Origin of the sequence: Marinitoga hydrogenitolerans DSM 16785, assembly GCF_900129175.1 — a bacterium.
GTDB classification, from domain to species: Bacteria; Thermotogota; Thermotogae; order Petrotogales; family Petrotogaceae; genus Marinitoga; species Marinitoga hydrogenitolerans.
Window position 1 is genome coordinate 33,355 of record NZ_FQUI01000008.1, and the last position, 26,004, is coordinate 59,358.

The 26,004-nt window shown below is 27.8% G+C and carries 13 protein-coding genes; 7 read left to right on the forward strand and 6 right to left on the reverse strand.

Translation table 11 applies throughout. From position 1 onward, the window contains the following. The first annotated feature begins 22 nt into the window (after positions 1-22). Positions 23-1,666 (forward strand): radical SAM protein, encoded by a 1,644-nt coding sequence (locus tag BUA62_RS03775; RefSeq protein ID WP_072863607.1) that lies wholly within the window; start codon positions 23-25, stop codon positions 1,664-1,666. Then, positions 1,659-1,916 carry a CPF_0552 family protein gene (locus BUA62_RS03780; protein ID WP_072863609.1) on the forward strand — a complete coding sequence of 86 codons (258 nt, stop codon included), beginning with the start codon at positions 1,659-1,661 and terminating at the stop codon, positions 1,914-1,916. The genes BUA62_RS03775 and BUA62_RS03780 overlap by 8 nt, the downstream gene beginning before the upstream one ends. 20 nt (positions 1,917-1,936) lie before the next feature. Here BUA62_RS03780 and codA read toward each other — a convergent pair whose 3' ends face one another. The 4 genes from codA to BUA62_RS03800 form a co-directional block, all read right to left on the reverse strand. After that, complete coding sequence (gene codA, locus BUA62_RS03785; protein ID WP_072863634.1) at positions 1,937-3,199, reverse strand: cytosine deaminase; 1,263 nt, start codon at positions 3,197-3,199, stop codon at positions 1,937-1,939. Between the two features lie 5 nt (positions 3,200-3,204). Further along, on the reverse strand, positions 3,205-4,524 hold the full coding sequence (gene codB, locus BUA62_RS03790; RefSeq protein WP_072863611.1) for a cytosine permease: 1,320 nt from the start codon (positions 4,522-4,524) through the stop codon (positions 3,205-3,207). A gap of 267 nt (positions 4,525-4,791) precedes the next feature. Next, positions 4,792-6,273: a carboxypeptidase M32 gene (locus BUA62_RS03795; RefSeq protein WP_200782311.1), complete on the reverse strand. Its 1,482-nt coding sequence runs from the start codon at positions 6,271-6,273 to the stop codon at positions 4,792-4,794. Positions 6,274-6,314: 41 nt separating this feature from the next. Next, entirely contained in the window at positions 6,315-7,304 is a 990-nt protein-coding gene (locus tag BUA62_RS03800; protein ID WP_159429493.1) for a LacI family DNA-binding transcriptional regulator, read from the reverse strand. A gap of 113 nt (positions 7,305-7,417) precedes the next feature. Between BUA62_RS03800 and glmM the strand changes: the two genes are divergently transcribed. After that, a complete protein-coding gene (glmM, locus tag BUA62_RS03805; RefSeq protein WP_234970278.1) occupies positions 7,418-8,743 on the forward strand; it encodes a phosphoglucosamine mutase in 1,326 nt (441 codons plus the stop codon). A gap of 18 nt (positions 8,744-8,761) precedes the next feature. On the opposite strand, the gene BUA62_RS03810 is transcribed toward glmM, so the two are convergent. Together BUA62_RS03810 and BUA62_RS03815 are read right to left on the reverse strand one after the other, a co-directional pair. Next, positions 8,762-9,121, reverse strand: coding sequence for a response regulator (locus tag BUA62_RS03810; protein ID WP_072863618.1), 360 nt, complete (start codon positions 9,119-9,121; stop codon positions 8,762-8,764). A gap of 4 nt (positions 9,122-9,125) precedes the next feature. Continuing rightward, entirely contained in the window at positions 9,126-11,615 is a 2,490-nt protein-coding gene (locus tag BUA62_RS03815) for an ATP-binding protein (protein WP_072863620.1), read from the reverse strand. Positions 11,616-11,801: 186 nt separating this feature from the next. On the opposite strand from BUA62_RS03815, the gene BUA62_RS03820 reads away from it, so the two are divergent. The 4 genes from BUA62_RS03820 (at position 11,802) to BUA62_RS03835 (ending at position 25,640) form a co-directional block, all read left to right on the forward strand. After that, complete coding sequence (locus BUA62_RS03820) at positions 11,802-14,942, forward strand: hypothetical protein (protein ID WP_072863621.1); 3,141 nt, start codon at positions 11,802-11,804, stop codon at positions 14,940-14,942. 1 nt (position 14,943) lies between these two features. After that, positions 14,944-16,200, forward strand: a complete 1,257-nt coding sequence (locus tag BUA62_RS03825; RefSeq protein ID WP_072863623.1) for a hypothetical protein — start codon at positions 14,944-14,946, stop codon at positions 16,198-16,200. Between the two features lie 151 nt (positions 16,201-16,351). Continuing rightward, the gene (locus tag BUA62_RS03830) at positions 16,352-23,059 is read left to right on the forward strand and encodes a PKD-like domain-containing protein (protein ID WP_072863625.1); all 6,708 of its coding nucleotides are present in this window, start codon (positions 16,352-16,354) and stop codon (positions 23,057-23,059) included. Between the two features lie 13 nt (positions 23,060-23,072). Then, complete coding sequence (locus BUA62_RS03835) at positions 23,073-25,640, forward strand: hypothetical protein (protein WP_072863627.1); 2,568 nt, start codon at positions 23,073-23,075, stop codon at positions 25,638-25,640. The last annotated feature ends 364 nt before the right edge of the window (positions 25,641-26,004 follow it).

Here is a 26,004-nt window from a genome sequence, read left to right on the forward strand (position 1 = left end):
ATATAAAAAAAGGAGTTTTTCTATGAAAGCTGTTATTATTGATGGGTATGTTGACGAACCAGCTATTTTAGGTGTTCCACCTTATGTTTCTCCATATATCAGATATGCTGCAGGTGCTTTATACTATCATGGAATAGATGTGGATTATTTCACTATTGACCAGATCAGAGAAAATCAAATGTGGCAATCATTTAATCATTATGAGTACTTAATAATAATTGCTGGGGTTACAGTTCCAGGACATTATCTTGGAGGAACTCCTATTTCTTTAACTGAAATAAATAAATTATTTTCATTAAATAAGGAACCTTTACGAGTTTTGGGAGGGCCTATAGTAAAAGGATATACATTAACTGGTGGAAGATCTGCTATTAAAATAGAATCAGAATATATAGATTACATGGTTGAAGGTGATGTAGAAAGGTTTTTATTCACATATCCTATTTCTGACAATTTTAATTTAAAAGATCGTTCTAACTATGAGTTAATATCAAAAATTACTCCGCTTGGAGCTGAGATTTTAAAAAAACATCCGAGATTTCCAGATATTATTGTTGAGATGGATGTTTCTCGCGGTTGTGAAAGAACTAATGGATTTTGCTCTTTCTGCACAGAACCCTTAATAAACGGAAAATATAGAGAACGTCCTATTAAAGATTTACTCGAAGAAGCAAAGGCTATATCAGATATTGGCGTCAAAAACTTCAGGTTTGGAAGAGCTGCTGATTTCCTCGCATACGGTTCGCTATTAAACAATGGAGAGCCAAACATTCCATTATTTAACGAATTATATCAGGAAATGTCTAAAATAGCTAATATTATTCATACTGATAATGCAAATCCTGCATATATTATCAAACACCAGGATAAAATCAAAAAAATATTGGAAATAATTGTTAAATATAATACTGCTGGTGATATATTATCTTTTGGAATCGAATCCTTTGATAAAAATGTTATAGAAAAAAATAGAATTGATATAATGCCTGATGAAGCTATAGAGGCAATAAGAATAGTTAATGAAATTGGAAATAAAAGAGACAAAAATGGTATACCAAAACTTTTGCCAGGAATTAATTTATTGTTTGGTTTAATCGATGAAACAAAAGAAACATTTGAAATTAATAAAAAATACCTAGAAAAAATAATGGATGAAAATTTACTCGTTAGAAGAATTAATGTTCGTCAAGTTATGGCCTTTCCTGGAACATTATTATATAATACAAAACCTAAACAACATAAAAAAGATTTTATAAAATTTAAAGAATACATGGAAAAATACAATCATGAGATGTTAAAAAAGGTTTTTCCAATTGGAAGTATTTTGGAAAATTTAATCATAGAAAAAAATCAAGGAAAAATTTCTTTTGGTAGGCAACTAGGAACATATCCTATAAAAGTTGGTGTAATTGGTGAATTTAATATTCTTGATAAAATAAATGGTGTCGTTATCGATCACGGCTCCCGTTCTATTACTGCATTAAAGTTACCTTTTGATATTAATAAGGCAACTTTGGAAGAACTAACCTCTATTAATGGTATAGGAAAGAAAACAGCGGAAAACATTATATTAAAACGGCCTATTGATGATTTAAATAAATTAAATTTAAACGGTAAAACTTTGGATTTATTATCAACTATTTCAAGGGGGTGTTTTTATGGGTAAGATTAGAGTATTAGGAATTTACATTCATGACAGAAAAAAAGAAGCTGGTGAAGTTCAAAAGTTACTAACAGGATTTGGTTGCATTATTAAAACGAGACTCGGTTTACACGATGCTTTTGATGATGACTGCAGCGACAGAGGTTTAATTCTTTTAGAATTGGCAGGAGACCAAAACTTATGGAAAGATTTAGAAGAAAAATTATCAAAAATTGAAGGTATTAATGTGAAAAAAATGGATTTCGAGTTTTAAAAAAGGGGCTAAAAGCCCCTTTATTCGTAAATACCAGATACCCTAAAACTTATTTCTTCATTATAGACATACGATTTCGATGGATACGTTTTTGATACAATTTTGCCATTTTTAATAACATATAATACTTCACTTTCCAATCTAATTGCCTCTATTTCACTTGGAGAATTTAATATTATCAGATCTGCTGCATTTCCCTCTTCTATTCCATAATCTTTTATATTCATTAACTTAGCAGAATTATATGTTATTGCATTATATATTTGTTTAATCTCTTCATAACCTGTCATATGCCCTATATTCAATCCCATAAAAGCAACTTGAAGCATACTATACTTACCCAAAGGGTACCATGGATCCATTACTGAGTCATGCCCCAAACCAACATTAATTCCATAATTTAATAATTCTTTTACCCTAGTCATACCTCTCCTAATAGGATAATTATCAAATCTACCTCCAAGGGCTATATTATCCAACGGATTAGCTATAACATTTAGCTGAGCTTTTTTAAAAACACCCATTAGCTTATTTGCATATGCATTATTATATGAATGCATTGCTGTTATATGACTTGCTGTAACTCTTCCTTGATAGTTTTCTTTTATTGTTTTTGATGCTAAATATTCAACAAATCTTGATTGTTCATCATCTATTTCATCTATATGGACATCTATATCCTTATCATATTTTTTTGCTAATTTCATTATAATATCTATACTTTCAATTCCATCATTTCTGGAAAATTCATAATGTGGAATTCCACCAACTATATCTGCACCTAGTTCTAATGATTTTTCCATTAATTTTTCTCCATTTGGAAAACTAACTATTCCCTCCTGTGGAAAAGATACAATTTGAAGATCAATTAGGTCTTTCACTTCCTTTTTTACATCAATCATTGCTTTTAAAGCTACCAACTCCGGATCGCACACATCAACATGAGTACGTATTTTTAATGTTCCTTTGGCTACTGCCCATTTTATAGCTTCTTTAGCACGATTTTTTACATCTTCATATGTTAACTTTTTTTTCCTTTCACTCCAAATTCTAATACCTTCCCATAAAGTTCCCGACATATTATAAGATGGATTTCCTACTGTAAGAATCGCATCTAAATGAACATGTGGATCGACAAATGGCGGAGAGACCAATTTCCCTTTTGCATCAATTTCATTATTTGCAAATTCGCTAATTTCGCCTATTTTCACTATTTTACCATTATCTATCCCAATATCATTTAAATTTGTCCTTCCAATAATTTTAGCATTTCTTATTATAATATCCATCACTCTTCACCCTTTACTACGTGCTCATTATCAATGCCAAAAATTTTTAATAAGAAATCAAAAATAATATAAAATGCAAATGCCCCAATTATACCATTTAACGGAGGAACTCCAGGACTATATTTTGCAATTAAGGCTCCTGCAACATAACCCAAAATACCTGACCAATTAAATTTTTGAAATTCTATATTAGTAATTTTTGGATATTTCATTCTATGTTTATAGAAAAAATCTGCCATTATTACTCCACCTATAGGAGGTATAAATGTCCCTAAAAGTACAAGCCATGGAATTAACCAATTATACATACCAAGAATCGCTAAGATTGTTCCTATTGCAGCCCCTCCAATAGTGAAATACCTTCGTTTTTCTGTTCTAAAAAAGTTACATCCAGCTACAGAAAAATTATATATTGTATTATCTTGAGTTGTCCAAATATTTAAAAATAACATTACTATTCCCCAAAAAATTAATCCTTGTTTAACTAAAACATTTACTATATCTGACTCCTGATAGACCAAACCTCCATACGCCCCAGCAAATATCATTAATCCATTTCCAATAAAAAACGCTATTAAAGAGCCGAAAACAGCAGAAACTGCAGTTTTTGAAAATCTAGCCCAATTAGTTGATTGCGTGCCTCCACTAACAAATGTTCCAAAGATTATTGTTATAGCTCCTGCAATTGTCATGTTTTTTGTTGGCTCAATACCCAATATTCCAGCTAAACCACCAGCATCTTTAGTAGCTATTGTCATACTCCAAATTATTAATATTGTCATTAATGGGACTGAAAATCTTGATAACCATTCTAACCCCCTATAACCTACATACGCTGTCCACGAAAATGCAAACCCAAAAACTATCATTAAAGGTATATTCCAAACCTCCGGCAAGTTAAGAAATTTTGATAAGAGTATGGCAATTGTAGCTGTCCCCCAGGCATACCATCCTATTTGGGTAAATCCTAATATAAAATCCGGCCATTTACTACCAAAATCTCCAAAACTATATCTTCCAAGAAGAACTGTACTTAATCCTGTTTTATATGCAATATATCCTAAAATTGCAACATATGCACCTAATAAAAAATTCCCTAATGTTATTAATAGAATTAAATCTGGCCAAAATTTAAAGGACACACCTAAATTTCCACCAGCCCACATAGTTGCAGTAAAAAAGGTAAACCCTAATAATACTACAGAAATGGACCAAAAACCCTTTCTTTCACTCATTGGAACTTCAATTAATGGAAAATCTTCTGTGCCTTCTGTTAAATTTTCTTCTGGTTCTTTTTTCAAAATTTCTTCATTTTCCATAATACCCCCCCTTTTTTAATATTTCTTATAAATTGTATTTGTTTTGCAGTTTATATTTTCTTATCATTATTTTCATATTATATTAAAGTTAGTATATAAAACTAGTTTTTCTTTTTTTGTTTCTAATATTTTGCATTTATATTACATAAAAATACAAAATATCTTCGTCATGGACTATCATACCTATATGGACTATCATACCTATATTATAAAATTATTCTTATCATAAAAAATAATGCAGTCTGAATATATAGACTGCATTATTTTTTACAATTCATAAACCTTATTAAATTTATTTTCAATGTATTCTATAAAATATTTTGAACTTAAAGGTTCTCCTGTAACTATTTCTACTAATTCACCAGGTTCGTACATTTTTCCTTTTGAATGTATTTTTTCTCTTAACCAATTTAATACAATTTCAAAGTTCCCATTTGATATTTGTTCATTTAAATCAGGAATATCTTTTTTCATTTTATTATAAAACTGTGCTGAATAAAGATTTCCTAACATATATGATGGAAAATACCCAAAAGATCCGTGAGCCCAATGAACGTCTTGCAATACTCCTTCACTATCATTTTCTGGAACAACTCCTAAATATTCTTTCATTTTTTCATTCCAGATTTTTGGTAAATCCTCCACTTTTATTTTATCATTTATCAATGCTTCTTCTATTTCAAATCTCAACATTATATGCAAATTATATGTAACCTCATCCGCTTCTGTCCTGATAAATGATCTTTCTACATAATTCACTGCTTTAAATATTTCTTCTGGTGTATGATTTTTAAATTCAGGAAAAATATCAACAAGATCATTATAAAAATATTTCCAGAATTCCAAACTTCTTCCTATGATATTTTCCCAAAATCTTGATTGACTTTCATGAATTGCCATTGATGCTCCATCTCCGATAGGCAATCCGGAAAATCCTTCTGGTATTCCCTGCTCATATAAAGCATGACCACCTTCATGGATGGTACTATATAACGAATCATTTAAATCTTTTTCATTGTATCTTGTTGTTATTCTAACATCATTTGGACCTATTGTTGTTGTAAACGGATGCATAGATATATCCATTCTTCCTGCATCAAAATCATATTTCATTAGTTTTAATGCTCTTAAAGATAATTCTTTTTGTTTTTCTATTGGAAAATATTCTTTTAATATAGAGTTATTTGTTTTTTTCCCTTTGTCTAATTTATTTAAATATTCCACAAGAAAACTTCTTAATGGTTCTATTACTTTTCTTAATTCTGATGTTTTTAATCCCGGTTCATATAAGTCAAGTAACGCATCATAACGATTTTCTTCATAACCTAAATAATCTGCCATTTTTTTTGTTAAGGCTACAACTTTTTCTAAATAGGGCTTAAAAATATTAAAATTATTTTTCAATTTTGCTTCTTCCCAGGCAGATTGCGCTTTAGAAGAAGATATATTCATTTCCTTAAACAACTCTTTAGGTATTTTTTTAAACTTTTCATATTCTTTTTTTCCAACTTTTATTATAGCTTTTTCTACTTCATTTAATTCTTCTTTATCTGCATTTTCAAGTAACTCACCCATTTCATCGGAAATAGATATTTCAAAAGCTTTTGAAGAGATTTCACCAATTACTTCAGCTCTTTTTTCTGCTGCTTTTTTGGGCATATGCGTTTCAAAATCCCATTCTAACAATGTTGCAGCTGTGTTATACTTTGATATTAATAAATACTTCTCTTTTAACTTTTTTATTGACATAAAATTCCCTCCATTTAAGTTGTTATTCTAATTATATCATATTAAGCTGATTCCCTTATAATTAGTTTTGGATCAATAAATTTTTTCACATTAGTGTTCTTTTCCATTAATTCTATTAATTTTTTTATACCGATTCTTGCTAATTTACCTATTGGTTGTTCTATTGTTGTTAATCTAGGTTTAAAATATGTTCCTATTTGAATATTATCAAACCCTATGATAGATATATCTTCAGGAATTTTAATGTTTAATTCATTAAGAGCTTCAATAACTCCTAAAGCCATTAAATCAGTTTGAGCAAAAATCGCATCAATTTCTTTTAATAATTTTTTATTTTTATGTATAGCTTTTTTAGCTGATTCAAAGGTTACATCTATATCCAATATATATTCTTTATCTATTTTATACTCTTCTATAGCCTTTTTATAACCATTTGTTCTTTCTATAAATTCATAATTAATGCTTAACCCTGATAAAGTTAAAATTTTCCTTGACCCTTTTTCGATTAAATATTTTGTTGCAATATATCCACCTTTTTCCTGATCTGTTCTTACATAATTTACATTTGTATCTATATAATTCTCCGAAAGGTAATGCAAAAATATATATGGAAATTTCTTCTCCAGAATAAATTCTATATCTTCTTTGGAAATTTCCGGATTCATTAGTAACAAACCATCGACGCTTCTACTTTGAATCATCTTTTTTATATATTTTTTTTCAATCTCGTATTCAATCCTCACATGATAACCCCTTACCTGTGCTTCTTTTATTAATTTTCCAAGAAAATTAGCAAAGAATATTTCTCCTCTCATATCATCAAAAAATTGAGGAATTATTACACCTATTGTATTTGTCTTTTTTTTATTTAAACTTCTTGCTGCTTCATTAAATTCAAATCCTAATTCTTCAGCTATTTTTTTTATTTTTTCTTTTGTTTTTTGAGAAATATTTGGATAATCATTTAAACTCCTGGATACTGTTGATGGACTAACACCAGCTATTTTTGCAATATCTTTAATAGTAACCACACACATCACCTCGCAAACGATTGCGTATATAATATAATCATACTATAACTTTTATTTTTTGTCAATTTAAGTTATAATAATAGTGTTTAATTAAAATATAGAGATATTAGGAGGTGGACAGGTTGAAAAGACTTTTCGGGACAGATGGAATTAGAGGATTAGTGAATGAAGAACTAACTGTTGATTTAGTATATAAAATCGGAAATGCTTTAGGAAGAATGTATGCCGGAAAATATAAAAAATTATTAATTGCACGAGACACAAGAAATTCAGGTGAAATGATTGAAGCAGCTTTAGCTTCAGGTGCTTTATCTGCAGGACTTGATGTGGAATTTTGTGGAATAATTACTACGCCTGCATTAGCGTATCTAACAAAAAGTGAAAAAACCTTAGGTGTAATGATTTCTGCATCACATAACCCGGCAAATTATAATGGTATAAAAGTTTTAGCCGAAGGTTTTAAAATTTCCGATGACGATGAAGTTGATATTGAAAATTTAATTTTAGAAAAACAACCTGAATATGTACCATATGGCGAAATTGGTAAAATGTATTCTTCTCAGCTAAAGGATAAATATATAGGGTATATAATTTCATCATATGATATAAACAATGTACCTTATAAAATAGCTATAGACGTGGGTAATGGAGCTACTGGTGCTTTAATTGATAAAATATTTGGTGCTTTTGATTTGAAATATGATATTTATTTTAATCAACCTGATGGTTTAAATATAAATGAAAAATGTGGTTCAACACATCCACAAGTTTTAGCTAATATTATCAAAAATGATGGATATGATCTCGGCATACTATTTGATGGTGATGGGGACAGATGTTTGTTCATTGATAAAAATGGAAATCTTATTGATGGAGATAAATTAATGGCTATAAACGCCTTAAAATTGAAAGAAAAAAATCGATTAAGTAATGATCTTGTAATAGCTACTATTATGAGTAATCTTGGATTAGAAAAATTTTTAGAAAAACATAATATAAAACTTTACAGAACCGCCGTCGGAGATAAGTATGTACTGGAAAAAATGATTGAATCAAATTCAAAATTGGGCGGAGAACAGTCCGGTCACATTATATTCTTAGATAAAGCCACCACTGGAGATGGAATTATAACAGCATTAGAAACATTAGAAACATTAATTTATTTTGAAAAAGATATAAACACTTTAATACAGAAAATTCCGGAATATCCACAATTATTAAAAAATATTTCCGTAAAAAATAAAAACGATATTATGGAAAATAAAAAACTTAAAAAGAAGATAAAAGAATATTCTGCTCTTCCGAATTTCAGACTTGTTGTTAGAGCCTCTGGAACAGAACACAAAATTAGAATTATGGCTGAAGGAGAAAACAAAGATTTAGTCGACAAAGTTGTGAATGAGCTATACGAAATTGTCGAAGAAATAGATAAATATTAAACAAATAGGCCTTAAGGCCTATTTGTTTAATACCATCATTATTGTTTTTATTACCTTCTCTGAAACAAATGGTTTAACAATATAATAGGATGCTCCTTTTTCAATTGCTTCTAATACTCTCATTTTATGCCCTAATGCTGAAACCATTATTATTTTAGCTTTTGGATCATATTTAATTATTTCAGACAATGCTTTTACTCCATCCATTATTGGCATTGATATATCCATAGTTACAATATCAGGATTATGTCTTTTATAAACCTCAATAGCCTCTTTTCCATCTGACGCTTCTATTATATCAAATTTTAACGGTTCTAATATTAACTTTAATTGATTCCTTATAAAGGGTGCATCGTCTACTATTAATATCTTTGCCATAACATCACTCCGGAATAATTATATGGAATTTTGTACCTTTGTTGTATTTACTTTCAACATTAATTGTTCCCCCTACTCTTTCCACTTCTTTTTTTACAATACTTAATCCAAGACCACGCCCTGATATTTCAGTAGCTTCATTTTTCGTAGAAATTAATTCCATAAAAATAAGATTTAATAGTTCAACTTCACTATTATATTTTATATTTTTCCTATTTGCTATACTTTTCAATTTTTCCATATTAATACCTTCACCATCATCTTCAATTATAATATGAATATTATTATTTTCTTTGTACAATATTGTTTTTATATTACCCTTTTCCTCTTTATTCTTCTCTATCCTTATTTCGGGAGGTTCTATTCCATGATCAATTGCATTTCTATAGATATTTATCAATGATTTTATTAAATAGAAATACTTTTCAGGTTCTATTAATATTTCATCTTTAATTATTAACTCTGGAGCTTTTATGATTTTTCCCGATCTCACAGCCAATTCTTTAATATAGAAAATATACGGTTTAATCAAATTGGATAAATCCTTATACCTTAACTTTCTTATCTCTTTTATAATCTCATCATCTTCTTTGAAATATTTTTTTAATTTTGTTTCCAACTCTAATATTTTATCTTTTGGAATATTTAACACATTTTCTTCTATCTCATGGCCTAATTCATCGCGTATATCTTTAATTTCTATATCAAATACATCCTTTACTTCCTCGATATTTATTTCTTTATTTTTTAATATATCATTTTCCACTTCATGTAATTTCTTTGTTAGTTTATTCAAATGAAATTGCGAGAAAATTCCCTTAAAATTGTGAATTTCGTTATAATAATTTTTAATATTTCCTTTGTTTTGAATAAATTTTATCATTTTTTTAAACTCTTTTATATTATACATAAAAGCATCATAATTTCTTATTATTGAAACTATTCTCATCAAATTTTCTCTTTCTTCTTCTATTTTTAGTTTTAAATTTTTTTCTGTTGTAATATCCGTTAATTTCACCATAATCAAATTTTCATATTTTACATATTTAAATTCTATTTTATAATATCCATAATTTATTTTTATTTCTGAAGGTAAAAAGGATAAATAAACTTCCTTTTTAAACTCATCACTCTCTTCGAAGAAATCCTTTAAAACTCTCTTAATAAAATCTTTTTCGTCATCATTAAAAACCAAATCTACAAAATTTAATCCCTCTATATTTTTACCAAAAATTCCGATACACTCATTGCTGTATTCCTTACCTATAATATAATCTTTGTTAAATGTCAAAAAACCTTCTCCAGCATTATCCAACAACAATTTTATATCCTTAGTTTTTTTATTTATTTCTTTTTCTAAATCTTTATTCCAATTTTCCAATATTTTACTTTTCACAGATAATTCAAGATTCAATTCTTTAATGTTTTTCAATATTAAGAGTATCATGGAATTAATTAATATAAAAATTGACCATTGAATCCATGCTCTTTCCCACTTTATAATTCTTAAGTCTCCCATTATTTCATATATTGCAAATACAGAAACTATAATAATTGAAATAGAAAAAATATGAGCTTTGATGTCTTTCAATTTGAAGCCTAAATATAGGTTATATAGCATAATGATAATATCGATCAGCATCCCAAAATATAACGGAAGAACATATGCTACATAATAATTATACTCAAAACCTTTCGTTATTTGTATGGCAGATATAAAAATAAAATATATTATATGAAAAAAAACCAACCATTTTATTATCGCCTTTGTTGAATAATCAAAAATATTATAAAAAAATCCCATTATCCCTATTGGTGCAAGATATTTTCCTATATCCATCATATATGCCCAAAAAATATTATTCGAATAAAAATACTTAAATGTTTGTGTTTGCCCTGATATAAACAGACCTATACCTAATGAAAAAATTCCCAAAAAAATTAATGATCTTCTTAATTCAGAATTTCTTCGGAAAATTATAAAATATATATATATAATAAGAGACAGCACTAATATGAAAAAACTAAATATTGATAATAATATTTTATCCAATTCAACAAAAATTTGATGTGTTAATAGTTCTAACTCATCTCCTAACAAAAATTCTCCAAAAAATCCGACATCTCGTCGTTTTGAAGATACTTTTATTACTAAATATTTATTTTGAAAATCTTTCGGTATTTTAAATATACTTTTAGGGCTAAAAAAACTTCTTGCAAAAGAATCATATATTAATTTGTCACCAACAACCATTCTGGAATTGTCAAATATTCCCGTAAAATATATTGCTGGATTATCTAATTTTACATCAGGCAATTTATATCTTAAATATAGCATTTCATTTTTATTTTCTATTGGAATACCGGGAGTTTCATATTTATGCCATGCTGTTTCATCTTCCCATCTATACTCCCATCCATTATATAATTTTACATATGAAAAAGCTGATATATATAATATTATAAAAAATAATATAAGCATTTTATTTCTCATAGTAGCATCACCTCAAATATAATTATAACATATAGATGTAATTTTTTTTACTTTTTATGGTATAATTGTAATGAATATAAAAGTTTAATTGTTATTAACTTTAGAACAAAAATGCTATTATATTCGTCTAAATATTTTAATGAAAATATATTGAAAAAAATTATTATAAAAAGTTGAGGTGGGATTATGAAGAAAATTATTATTATTGGTTTGGTAGTTATTCTGCTTTTATCATTATCTTCATGTGTTAAAAGTATAAAGGTTAAAGCAAAACCGAAAATAGGAGTTCCTGTAGCAGCTACAAGCATTACATTAAATGACTTTATCAAAGATGAGGATATAACAAAAATATTATCAGGTGCTACAGTTGGTCCTAATAATGCTGGAGTAAAAACTATAAAATATGCTACAGGATTAAATGTTGATATGAGTCAATCATTTGAAAAAATTGATGCCTTTAGTACATCAATAACACAGAAAATTTCTGTACCGGAAATAGGGGATATTTCTCCTGTTGAAATCAACGTTCCAACTATACCTGGTATTGATTCTATTCCATTTACTGTTCCTGATTTAAGTACGAACCCTGTGTCTCCTGATATTGGAATTAGCGAAATTAACGTAACTGATGCAGGTATAAATCTACCAGATATAAGTTCTCTGTTCATTCCTGTTGTTGGGGGAGTTGGTACTTCTGCATCCACATCAACTACTTTAGACTCAAATGGAACGTTCACAAAATTATCTTTTTCTTCTGGGAGTTTAACGTTAAATGTCACTAATAACGATAATTCTGCAACTGTTGAAGTTGACGGAATTATAGAAAACAATGATAATACAAAAATTTATGCTAGCCCAATTTCATTAAGCTCTGGAAATGCTGGAACATTGAATTTTGAATTAATCAATAATAATATTTCAGATGGAGCAACTATAACTTTAAGAGCAACTATAACCGGTGGAACTGGTGCCGGAGGTAATCTTGATATTGGTAGTTTAGACTTTGCTTCAGGAACAAAAATCAAAGCTGCAGAAGGAATTTCTTATTCAATTACAAAAAATATTTCTCAAACTATTAATGCTAACATGGGGACAACATCTTTTTCTTCAGTAACGATTGATGGGACATTTAATATTAACATTGAATTCCCTATCGAATGGGAAAATGTTAATAAAGAATTTGACGCAACTATACTATACTTATATAACAATAATACAAAAAATATTGTTTTAATTTCTGATTCATTTAATAGTTCAAAGGAGCTTTCATTCACAAACATAGAATTACCATATGATGCAAATGGAATTTTTGAATTCACAATTGATTCTACTTTTACAAGTGATAATCAAACAACAATAGACTTTACAAAATCTCCAACTATTACAATAATTCCAGAAATTAATGTAAAAAACATAAAAGGTGTCGAAATTAATAACACTCAAAGTATTAATATTCCTGATAATATAGAAGCTGTAAAATTAAACTCAGGAAAATTTGTATTAAACATAAGCGATACTATTGTAAGTTCTATTGTTGCTAATTTAACCTATTTTGATGGAATTACAAATATTACTAAAACCTTTGACTTAAATAATAGTTCTGCTGAACTTAATATGAACGGAATAGTTTTAACAGGTGGTAATACAACAGATGCTACTGTTTCTATAAATTCAATATCGCTTGACTTCGGCAATAATGGTTTAAGTACAACGTCATTAACTGCAAATGTTAATCTGTCAAATTTAACATTATCAGAAGCAACTATTACATCAAATATTACACAAGATATAAATCTTCCTTCAAATATTAAAAAAGTAATATTTGGTGATGGGGATATTGAAATTACTCTTGATAATGCAAAATTCACAAGCATTAGTGGAACTCTAACCTATGATACAACTAATACTTCTATGAATGTTTCATCAGAAGGCACTGCTTTAATTGATTTAGCAAACTTAGAATTAGGAGAACCTTCTGCAACAATATCTATTGACAAAATAGGAATATCATCAAGTGGTGGCATAGCATTAGGAACAACATTAACAGCAAATATTGAATTAAAAAATCCAAAAATACGCTATGCTAAAATTCAAACAGATGAAAATTTAAATATTAACAATACTCAAACAATTGAATTCCCTTCTGAAGCAAAAGACTTATTAAATTCTATAACCTTTGTAGGTACTTCAAATATTAATGTTGAATGGAATAATGAATTGCCTGTTGGTATAAACGTCTCTGTAAAAATTCCAGAATTTAGTATTGCTGATACTTTTACAATGAAAGATAACAATTCTCATACAATTTCATTAACAAATAAAACAATCGATTTAGATTCACCGTTAAACTTTGATTTTGAAGCATCACCTGCAAATTACGATGATACTAATAATATTGTCACTATAAACATATCTGATCAAGCTAACTATTTAACTTTGGGTAGTACTTATACATTATCAGCAACTATTAATCTTGATTATGAACTTGATGCATCTATAAAACCTATAAGTAAGGATATTATACCTGAATCTGATCCTTTGAACTTTGAAATACCTATTTCTGAAGATACAACATTAACCTTAAATGATATTGATATCGAAGGTTTTAATGCAAAAGTTACAGGTACTATACCTGATAGTTTAGTGAATGTAAACAATTATATTACTTTAATTGCAACCTATACTGTTAATAATACTGTAGAATCCACAACAACAGATATAATATTTAATAATACCTCCATAAACAAAGATATTACAGATTTCTTAAAAACCGTTCTTAAAGGATCAAATGTTTATATGTCAATAAAATCAAATGATATATCATTATCTTTAGATGATTTAAGCAATTTTGTATTTGATTTCAATATAGAGCTTACAATACCTCTTGCATTTACATCCACAAAAGATATTAATTTAGTAACAATAAACGGAGAAAAAGACATTTTAGGAAGAAAACCGGGAGAAAATAACTCTGAAATACCTATAGACCCTTTAATAGGAGACAATGGAAAATTGATTTTGCATCTCAATTATAATAATACAACAGGATTAACACCAGGATTAAAACTAATTGGTAAAAATGAAAACAATCAAGAATTATATGAAAAAATCATACAATTAAAATCAGGAGAAAATAGCATATCCATTGAATTTACAAAAACAGATATTGATAAAATTTTAAATAATAATCCTTATTATATTGATTTTATAGGTTATATTCCCGCAAACAAATCACAGCAATTTATGAATAGTGGAACTTTAGATATAAATGCCTGGGTAGAAGTTCAAACAGATGTAAATGCTGATTTATTAAAAGGTGGTGAGTAATATGAAAAAATTACTTATTTTTACAATTATTATTTTCAGTGTATTATCCTTCTCAAATCCCAATATTAATAAACCATGGAATTATTCTTTTAATCCAGCATTAGTTGATTATGGTACGAGAAACCTTATAGATATTGGGGTATCTGGTGACGTTAATTTTATTCAGCCATTTATTAATTTTGGGGATTTGTTCAAGGATGAAATTATTATTGATTTTAATGATATTTATGATAATTTGGGTGAAGAACCATTACCAATAAATTTAAATGCGGATGTTTCAGCTTTTGGGAAGATTCATTTATGGTTTTTATCTTATGCAAAAATCGTTGATTTGAAAACAAATACTAAAGTTGCTTTGCCAAATGATTTAATGAAATTATTATCATATGGTAATGTTGAAAATGGAGTAATTGTTGATTTAAATGGAGAGGGTTTTTTAAACTCAAACATTATATTTACTGATACAAATTATTTATCCTTTGTTAGCAAAAATTCTATTTTTGGTTTATCATTTTCCAATTTTTTGCCTATTGCTATTATAAGGAGCAATGTTGATTTTAATCAAACTTCTAATATTGAAAATGCGACTTTAAAGATAAATTATAATTTAAATGGTGATGTTTACAGTTCATTAAAATCTTTAAATACATTGATTTTAAATGATTATGATGACTATGATAACCATGATTCAGAAATTGATGAAGATATCTTAAATTCCCTCGGAGAAAACGCAGGATTAAAGATGAGTTTTGGTTATATAAATAAATCTAATAGATGGGGAATATCTATAAATGATATCGTTATAAAAAATGCAGAAATGAAATATACATATACTTTAAGTGCCACTGGTAATATATTAGTTGACAATATGAACATTGAAACTGACCAAGGAACTCCAACATTAGAAATGTTGGATGAATCATCATCAAGAGTTTTTCCTGAAGTTCCTTTAGATTTACCTATGAATATTTCTGCTTTTTATACCTTTAATTTCCTTTTTGATATAACTCCACATTTGCAATATTATTTTGGTAAAGGCTTAGATTGGGGAATTAATTTTGATGGTAACTTATTATTTATCCCATTTTGGTTAGATATAAGCAACAAAATTGATTATTGGACTTTAAATACAGGTTTTGGAATTAATATACATATTATTGATATAAATGCTTCTGTTGAAAGTGCTTCACAAGAATTTGGCAACATTTTAAATTTTAAAAATTTAGCCTTCAAATTAAATATCGGTATAGGAATATAAGAATATATAAAAAACACCTTTCAGTTTTTACTGAAAGGTGTTTTTTATGGTATAATTAAATATGTTCTTAATTTATTAATAATACTTGAACAAAAAAACTTTCAAAAAGTCCAAAGGTATATATGTTTAAAAAATTACAGGGGGTGTTTTTATGGGAAGGTTTAAAAAGATTTTTTCTTTATTTATGATTTTAATGATTTTTATTGTATCTTTTTCCGCCGTTAAAAGTGTTTCTATACGTACTGTAAACTTTGATTCTTGGGATTTTAATGTCTCTACAGATTTTGCAGTAATAACACCTGGAATTATATTAAATGGCAATTTATTTACTGCAATTGTAAGAAATGACACTAACCCCGCTACTATCTTTGCAGATATTACTTTATCAGTTTTAAGTGGTAAATGGGAAGGGGATTATTTAATCATTAGATTTGGTCCTATTGAACTCAATTCTAATGAAACTTTTATTTTGAAAAATACAGAGATTTTAGATTACTTAGATATGGTAACTTTAAAGGAAAATAATATGACACATATTTCCAATTTAGAAGATACAACAGATTTTTTAAATTTAGAATTGGCTGAAGGAAAATATGAATTAAAAATAGAAATATTCGAAGACGACAATAATGGAAATGAAGTCTCCAAAGGAGTTAAAAGTTCAAGCCTCGCTATAATAAATCCAGACCCCATTGAATTTATAAAACTTCCTGAAGGAGATACTTTATACCCAACCATTAAATGGAGCTTAAGTAGAGTTCCATGGTATTCAAAAACAACAAGTGAGTTGGAAATTGAAGAAAACGGTCAAATAGTATTTTCAAGGATCTTTAATCATAACGAACCTGATAAAAATAACCTTGACTTAGATATAAAAGGCTATCCTACCGGAAATAATATTGAAGATGGTATTTTTACATATAACATCACCGGTGAAGAAAATGATCCTATTTTTAAACGTGGAAAGACCTACACTTTTAGAGTTATTATGAAGGATTCTGGAGGAAATGTGATCGCTAAAACATTAGATGAAAATATCACATTTGATTTATCTTATCCGGATATGATTTATCCAACTGGAGAAATTGAAGAAATTAATCCTATTTTTGAATGGAATTTCGATTATGATTCCGAAGTTGCATATTATTTACTACAAATTGATGGTTTCGGTAATTTAAAAGTATATGGCTCTCAATCTTATCAATTAGAAAATTCTTTAGACTGGGGCAAATTCTATAAATGGAAAGTTATACCTTATTATGAAGATAATACTCCTTTTTTTGAACCTTCTGAAATTGAATGGATGGAATTCTCTACACCACAAAATAATCCTCCAGAAGTAGAAATAATAAATCCTGTTGAAGGAGATTATCTTTTATATGGTGAAACATATACATTTGAAGGAAACGCTGTAGATAACGATCCAGATGATGAAATAACTGAAACATGGTGGGAAATTGAAGGAAAAAAGTATTCTGGATTATCAATAGAGTTCACACCAAAAAGACGCTACATTGATTCTCCTTTAAAGATCCTATTTTTTGCTAAAGATAAATTTAACAATACTGCTCAAACAGAAGTAAATGTTTTTGTTAAACAACCAAAATTATATATTTTAAAGCCTTCTGATAATTCCAAATTTATTGTTGGCGAAAATGTTGAATTTGAAGCATTTTCTCAGGATTTAGATGAAGATATTATTTGGTATGATGGCGAAAATGAAATAGGCAGCGGAGAACATATTGAATATTTATTTGAAGAATCAGGAGAGCATATAATAAATGTAGTTTCTGGTGATCTTTCTGATTCTATTACTATATTTATTGAAACTGTCCCTGTTTTATCAGCTGAAAACACAGAATATGAAATATATGTTGGTGATTCATTAACATTAACAGTTGAATATGAAAATCTGGAATCACAAAATATACAATGGATACTTAATGGTAGAACTATTGGAAATGAAGATACTTTAGAATATACATTTAATGAACCTGGAAATTATACAATTATCGCAAAATATGAAACATTATCTGTTACTTTCAATATTTTAGTAAAAAACTTTCCTGAAATACGTATTGTTTCTCCTTTAAATAATGCAAAGATAAAAGCTGGAGAAGAAATTTCACTTAAAGCTGAGTCAAAATATGCAGATGAAGATATTATTTGGTATATTGATGGAAATGAAATTGGAAAAGGCGAAGAGTTAAAATACACATTCAATGTAGAAGCTGAAGGCCCTCACACATTAATGGTCAAATCAGGAATAGCTTCTCATGAAATATCTATTGAAATATATGTTGAAAGATTTGTTAAAATTATTTCTCCAAAAGAAAAGTTGCTTGTATTAGATATTAATCAAACATATTTATTCAAGGCCGAAAAACAAAATATTGAAGAAGATATTCAATGGTTTGTGAACGATGAAAATATCGATAGCGGAAGTTCCTTTGAATATACTTTTACAAAAGGTGGTAAATATATAATTAAAGCTGAAGCTAATGGTTTTTTTGATGAGATTACTGTAAATGTTGTCGGAGAAAAATACTTAATTATAACTTCTCCACAAGATGGTGCTTTATTTGAAATAGGACAACCTATTAAATTTATAGCTGATTCTAAAAATTTAATAGAAGATATAATGTGGTATGCTAATGAAGATGAAATTGGAAAAGGCAATTCTTTAGAATATTCATTTAACGAACCAGGAGATTATGAAATTAAGGCCGTAAGCGAAGGTATAGAACATTCAATAATTATAAAAATTCTTCCACCTGAAACGCTTAATATCCTTTCTCCTGAGGATGGTTCTAAATTCTTTATTGGTCAAGAAATTGAATTTGAAGCTTCTGGGGAAAACTTAAGAGGAGATATACAATGGTTTGCTAATGATGTTTTAATTGGTAATGGCAAAACATTTACATATGTTTTCAATGCTCCAGGAGATTATGAAATAAAAGCAAAAAGTCCAACAAAAGAAACTACTATTAAAATTAAAATATTGGAATCACAAACGTTACAAATTATTTCTCCAAATGATGGAAATATATATAAATTAGGTAAAATTGTAAAATTAAAAGCAAACACCAGATATGAAACGTCTATCGAATGGTATGCTAATGACACTTATTTAGGTGAAGGTAAAGAATTAGAATTTATACCTGAAAATTATGGTAATTTTGAAATTAAAGCTGTCGCTGATAACTTAGAAAAACTTGTTAAAATTTATGTATATAAACCTATAAGCGATTTAGTTATAGATGGAATAAATAATGATGCTATTTTATTTGATGATGAAACTATTGAAGCTGAAGCATTATATGAATTTGATGAAGCTATTGGTATTAAAGAAAAAGGATGGATGCTTGATGGCGAATCCATTTCAAATGATAATAAAATATCCATATCTAACCTCAAACCTGGTAATCATATTTTAATGTTTAAAATAATGGATAATATGAACAACTATGCTGAAATTAAAATAAGCTTTAAAATAATAGAAAGATTAGAAATAAAAATTATTTCTCCAGATGATGGTAGTCATTTTAATTTAAATGATTCAATTAGGTTAAAAATGGATTTATTAAAAGGAAATTGGAATCAAATTAGAGAAATAAATTGGTATTTTAACAATACTCTCGTTGCTAACGGAAAAGATGCCTTAGTTTCAAACGTTGGTGAAGGTGACATAATTGTTAAAGTTGAAGTTCAAGATATACTTGACGAAACATATACAAAGGAAATAAGCATAAACATATCTGATAAACCTGTTCTTGAAATCTTAATGCCAAAAAATAATTCAACATTCAAATTTGGTGAGGAAATAAAAGTTGTAGGTAATGTTTATTTAACAGCATTAGAGGGAAAGCAAAATCTTGATACTAATGATATTATTTGGTATCTTGATGGAACTGAAATAGGTAATGGTGGTGTTATGTTCCTTGAAAACTTAGAACCGGGAGAGCACATAATACAAGCAGAATATAAAGATATAATTTCAGAAATAAATATAAAAATATTAGACCCTATTAAAGCAAAAATATTAGATTCTGAAGAAATACCCTTTAACCCAGGTGAAGAACTAAAAATTAAAGGAGAAGGTGATGGCGTTCTGTTATGGTATTTAAACGGTGTTGAAATCGGCAAAGGCAGTATTTTAATTTTAGATACAAAAAATATAACTTCACAGTCAAAATTAACGTTAAAAGCTGTCTTCAATGACATAGAAAGTGAAGATTCTATATCATTATTACCTAACACAAAACCTATTATAAGTTGGGAAGTCCCCGAAAACGAAGAAAAATTTGTTTCAAATGCAAACATCCCTATAGAGGTTAAGGTTGAAGATGCAGAAGATGGATTGCTAACATATTCTGTATATATTGATGGTGTAAAAATTGGTGAAAATATTAATTCTATATTTGCAGGTACGTTAAATCCAGGAGTTCATAGCTTAAAAATTTTTGCAAAAGATAAACTGGGAGTTGAAATTTCTGAAACAAGAAAAATTATTATAAATCAAAAGCCTAATCCAACAATATTATCGCCACAAAAAGGTCAGGAAATAACTGCTGGAATGTCACTTATATTAGAAGCTATCGTTCAAGATGATGATCCAATAGAAAACGATAAAATCATCTGGATGGTTGATGGTGAAAAGGTTGGGAATGGATTAAAATTCGAGTTTACGGAAGTTTTATCAACTGGTGAGCATTTCATCGACTTATACGTTGAAGATCAAATGGGAGAATATGTACAATTATCAACTGATATTGTTATTGTTGAAAAACCTAATATAAGAATAATTCAACCTATTAATGATTCGATAATAAATATAGGTAGTCCTCTTATACTTCAAGCAGAAGCATTTAAAGGACCTAATCTTCCATTCGAAGATAATATGATTAACTGGAAGTTAGACGGAACAATAATTGGCACTGGAAAAAGAATTGAATTAAATACAAATTCATTAACTTCCGGAGAACATGCTATAACTGCACAAGTAGAAAATGTTTCTGATTCTGTTAGAATAATTATAAACACACAACCTATTGTTGATATAAGTCAACCATTAGATGGCAGTATATTAAGCACAAAAGAATTGATAATCTTTAAATCATCAATTATTGATGCTGAAAACAATATAAAACCAGAAAATATAAAATGGTTTATTAATGGTGAAGAAAAAGGTTCAGGAGTTTCATTAAATGCTGGTACATTAAGTGCTGGAGATTATAGAATAACAGTCAAAGCTATTGATGATAATGGATTAACCGGTGAGAAATCTATTTCTATAAAAGTTATTTCTCCTTTAATCGCAAATATATCCTCACCAGAAAATCAAGGAGTCTTTTCACAAACCGCTATTATTAATCTCACAGCAAATATTTCAGGCGGGCTGGCACCTTATCAGATAAATTGGACTATAAAACAGCCAAATACGCAAGATAAAATTTTAAATGGTAATAATTTAAATTTAAATGCTTTTGATTTAAAACCTGGAAATGCATTAATTCTCCTCGAAATAAAAGACGCACTAGGAAATATAGTCACAAAAACAAAAGAAATTAAAATTTTTGAAAAAACAAAAGTACTCATTGTAAAGCCTGAAAATGGCCATATATATGTAAAAGGACAGGAAAATATAAATGCTGTTGCAAAATTATTTAATGCGGAAGGAAAAAATGCTAAAATCACATGGTTCCTTAACGATAAAAAAGTAGGAGATGGTTCTGTAATAAATATTAATACAAATAATATAGAAAATGGAAATTATGTATTAAAAGTTAATGTAAAGACTAAAAATGAAGATATTTCTAATTCAGTAAACATTATTATAAGAGAAAAGCTAAAAATAAAAATATTATCAACATATGATACAGTAAAAAGCGGTGAAGAAATAACTTTAAAAGCCTTTGCTTTAGATCCACTTGATGGTGACATAGAAAATATTGAATGGAGTTCTAATTTACAGGGAATACTAGGAACAGGAAAAGAATTAAAAGTTAAATTAATCCCTGGAAAACATCTAATAACAGCAATTGCAAAAAATTCAAAAGGAAAAATATCAAAAGATACAATAAATATTTTGAGCTTAGGAAACATAAAATTATCAATAGAAAGCCCATCGAATGGAGATATTTTCACAGGAGCTGTAGAAATACCATTTAAAGCTTCTGCCTTAGATGCTGATGGTTCTGAAATAACTCCGGAAAATATTATTTGGATTTCAAATATTGATGGACAAATAGGAAATGGTTTAGAAATAAATAAAAAATTAAGCGCCGGAAAACATGAAATAACTTTGACTGTTATGAGTAAATTCAATGGTTCTGTAACGAAAAAGATTTCTATTCAGGTTTTAAAAGAATCTAAAATTGAACAAAATCTTGTAATCGATATTGAAGATGGACTTTTAGTAATACAAAATCAGCCTATTGAACTGAAAGCATATAAAGTTGGTATTGACGGTGACATAATTTGGAATTCTGATATTGATGGAGAATTAGGTACTGGTGATGCAATAGAAGCTATTCTTTCAACACCTGGAATACATAAAATAACTGCTAGTGTTGGTAATATTTCAAAATCTGTAAAAATAAAAGTAATTGAATACCAGGAAAAAAGAAATGTTGTTGCAGTTGTTATTAGTTTAAAAGGAAATGCTGAAACAAAATACAAAGATCAAGTAAATGTGTTGAAAATTCTATCCCCTATTTATAATAAAGATATTTTAGTAATTTATAATAATACTGAAATAAAATTAGCTTTTAAAGATGGTACACAAAAAACATATACAATAAATACAAATGAAGGGGTTAAATTTGAAAACAAACGAGAAATTACATTTCATGAGTGAGGGGGGATAGAAAATGAAAAACAAAATCTTAATAATATCATTTATATTCATATTTTCCATAATTACACTATCACAAGAAGTAATCTTTGAAAAAAGTGTGTATGAAGGGCAAAATGTAAAAATAGCAGTAAATTTCAAACCTGGACAAACATTTAGTGAAGCAAAATTATTTTTCAAAGTTTATGATGAAAGGAATTTTAGTATATTAAAACTAAGAGTATTCCAAAGTTCTGCAGAGACTGTCATTCCGGCAGCTCTGCTTCATACAACAAAATATAGTTTTTACGTTCAATTAATTGATGAAAAAGGCTTAGTACAAAGATTCCCAGAAGGTTTTGGAAATTATTATCAGTTTGAAGTATTACCTGATACGTTAAGCCCAAAAATTAAATTTATTTCTCCTTTAAATGGACAAAAATTTTTTGATAATGAGTTAATTCCTATTGCTATTTTATTAGATGAAAAAGAAACTGGTATAGATCCAAAAAGTATTATATTTAAAATTAATGACAAGGTTATAGAAAATTATAATTTAGATGGAAATTTATTAACTTACAAACTTACAAATGTTCCATTTGGTGAATATTATATCTTTATTCAAGTTTCTGATAAAAAAGGAAATATTTCTAACCCAGAAAAAATAAAAGTAATTATGAAAGAAAAAGGACCTCCGTTAGTTGAATTCACATTCAATAAAAATTACGAATTAGCTTCTGAATTCAAATTTGAAAGCAAAATATCAACTTCAAATGAACTGATAGAAAAAAATGTTATTGATTCATTAGATATGAACTTCTCCCAAAATGCTGACTTAGATTCCAATTTAAGATTTTGGATATTTAATTTTGGTTTTAGAATTTTCTTGTCTCAAGAAAGTACTGATTTTGTACAATTGTTTAAAGATTTCACTAACCAACTCAATTATGATTTAAAAGATAGCATTAGATTATTAAACCCCATGAATATGGATGATTATACAATTTATGAAAAGCCAAGAAATATTGATGTAACAAATAATTTAAACTTCTATTTAGATCTAGCTTTTTTAAAATATAAATTTTTTGATAATCAAATTAATTTTAATCCTTTAACTGTAAATAACTATAATGTAAGAGGTCATTATGCAAAATTAGATTTATACCTTGCTAATGCTGAAATTGCTGTAGGAAATAGTGATGTAGGCATTTTTGAAACATCTTATCCCAGGTATTTTGCAGGTTTAAAAACGGGGATAAATTTATTTGAACTATTAAAAGCTAATGTTGATTTTTCTATAATATCCGATTATCAGGGAACTCAAGAAAATAGATACATTAAAACATTATTCAATATACCTGATACTATTACTCCAAAACAAAATATTTTAATAGGAGCCAATACTTCTTTAAATCTCTGGGTTGCTAAAATAAATGCTAATCTTGGTATAGATGTATATATTGATGATTCCTCTAATATTATAAGCATAACAGAAATGGCTTCTAGTATAGCAGATATTGCAGGAGATCCAACAATAAAAGATACCGTAGAAAATTATGTAACCCAAATTGAAGATGTATTCCCAAAAACATTTGATTATTTCCCTATATCTAATGGTATAGTTGCAGCAGCAACCGATAAATATCTTTTAGGAACTGCTTTAAGTTTAAATGGAGAAATACCTATATTAAATTTAAATCTATACTATTTAAAAGCGGATAAAAACTATAAATCTCTGGGTGTTTCTGCACCTTCAAATGTTATGAAATATGGTATTACTTTTAAAAAGAAACTATGGATATTAGATTTAAAAGGCAATTATGAATTAAAGAAAGACAATACTTCGTTAATTGGTTTAGACGAAATATTAGGTTTGGCTCTTGGAAATAGCGACGTTTCAGAATTGATAAATAATATTAATCCTTTAAATGATCTATTAGGTAAGGAGAGTGTTCCTGCATCTTCAACAACTGATGATATAAGAAATATTACTGAAAAATATAAACTTAACGCAAGTTTGAAATTAGGTTTTTTAGGAACAGTTGGAGGTGAATATTCTGTTGAGCATCAAACAAATAATGCTGAATTTTTGATAAACGAAAGCGCTACAACAACTATTACAAATGACGATAAAAAAGATAAAACGATTACTGCTTATTCCGCTTACTTAAAAAATATAGGATTTAAAACGAATAATTTTTCATTAAAATTATCATTCGATGCCGGGTTAAAAAATATCATTGACAAAATAAATACTGAAAATAATGCTATTCTATTAACTTATGGCGTTAAAACAAATATAACATTAGGAAAAGTCGGACTAAATGGTGCATATAAACAAAAACAAGAAGAAGATATATTAACAACTGAATTATCAGGAGGTTTTAAAACAAAACTATTCCAGATAACTTATGCCAATATACGAAAAACAACAAAAGATTCCCCTGATGATATTCTTTCAGACACAAATAAAATTGATGCAAAAATAAATTTAAATATTGATTTTACTTCAATACAATTTGGTGCTCAACTACAATTACCTGATATATATTCTGATCAAGAAGGAAAAATCAATGCTTATGCAAAATTTGCTATAACCTTTTAAATAGTAAAATTCCCGTCTATATATTAGTATAGACGGGAATTTCTTATTATATCCTAACTTTGACAGCAATCTGGGAAATTTAAGGAAAATAGAACGGTAGAATGCGGGTTTGAGACGATAAAAGTATGGAAAAATAGGATTAAAAAAAATCGTGTGGTGACACAAAATATTTTAACAATAGTGTAATTTTCTTGATTTCATAGTGTTTTTGTGGTATAATATACAGTGACATTATGAAATCAAGAGGTGATTTTTATGTTTTTAAGAATTGTTAAAAATAATAAAGGAACAGAATATTTGAGAATTGTTGAAAATTATAGAGAGAACGGTAAAAACAAACAAAGGGTAATAGCAAATCTTGGTC

Coding starts and splice junctions, on each gene's coding strand:
- BUA62_RS03820 (WP_072863621.1), top strand. CDS start 11,802: ATGAAGAAAATTATTATTATTGGTTTGGTAGTTATTCTGCTTTTATCA.
- BUA62_RS03825 (WP_072863623.1), top strand. CDS start 14,944: ATGAAAAAATTACTTATTTTTACAATTATTATTTTCAGTGTATTATCC.
- BUA62_RS03835 (WP_072863627.1), top strand. CDS start 23,073: ATGAAAAACAAAATCTTAATAATATCATTTATATTCATATTTTCCATA.
- BUA62_RS03795 (WP_200782311.1), bottom strand. CDS start 6,273: ATGTCAATAAAAAAGTTAAAAGAGAAGTATTTATTAATATCAAAGTAT.
- BUA62_RS03810 (WP_072863618.1), bottom strand. CDS start 9,121: ATGGCAAAGATATTAATAGTAGACGATGCACCCTTTATAAGGAATCAA.
- BUA62_RS03830 (WP_072863625.1), top strand. CDS start 16,352: ATGGGAAGGTTTAAAAAGATTTTTTCTTTATTTATGATTTTAATGATT.
- BUA62_RS03775 (WP_072863607.1), top strand. CDS start 23: ATGAAAGCTGTTATTATTGATGGGTATGTTGACGAACCAGCTATTTTA.
- BUA62_RS03780 (WP_072863609.1), top strand. CDS start 1,659: ATGGGTAAGATTAGAGTATTAGGAATTTACATTCATGACAGAAAAAAA.
- codB (WP_072863611.1), bottom strand. CDS start 4,524: ATGGAAAATGAAGAAATTTTGAAAAAAGAACCAGAAGAAAATTTAACA.
- BUA62_RS03815 (WP_072863620.1), bottom strand. CDS start 11,615: ATGAGAAATAAAATGCTTATATTATTTTTTATAATATTATATATATCA.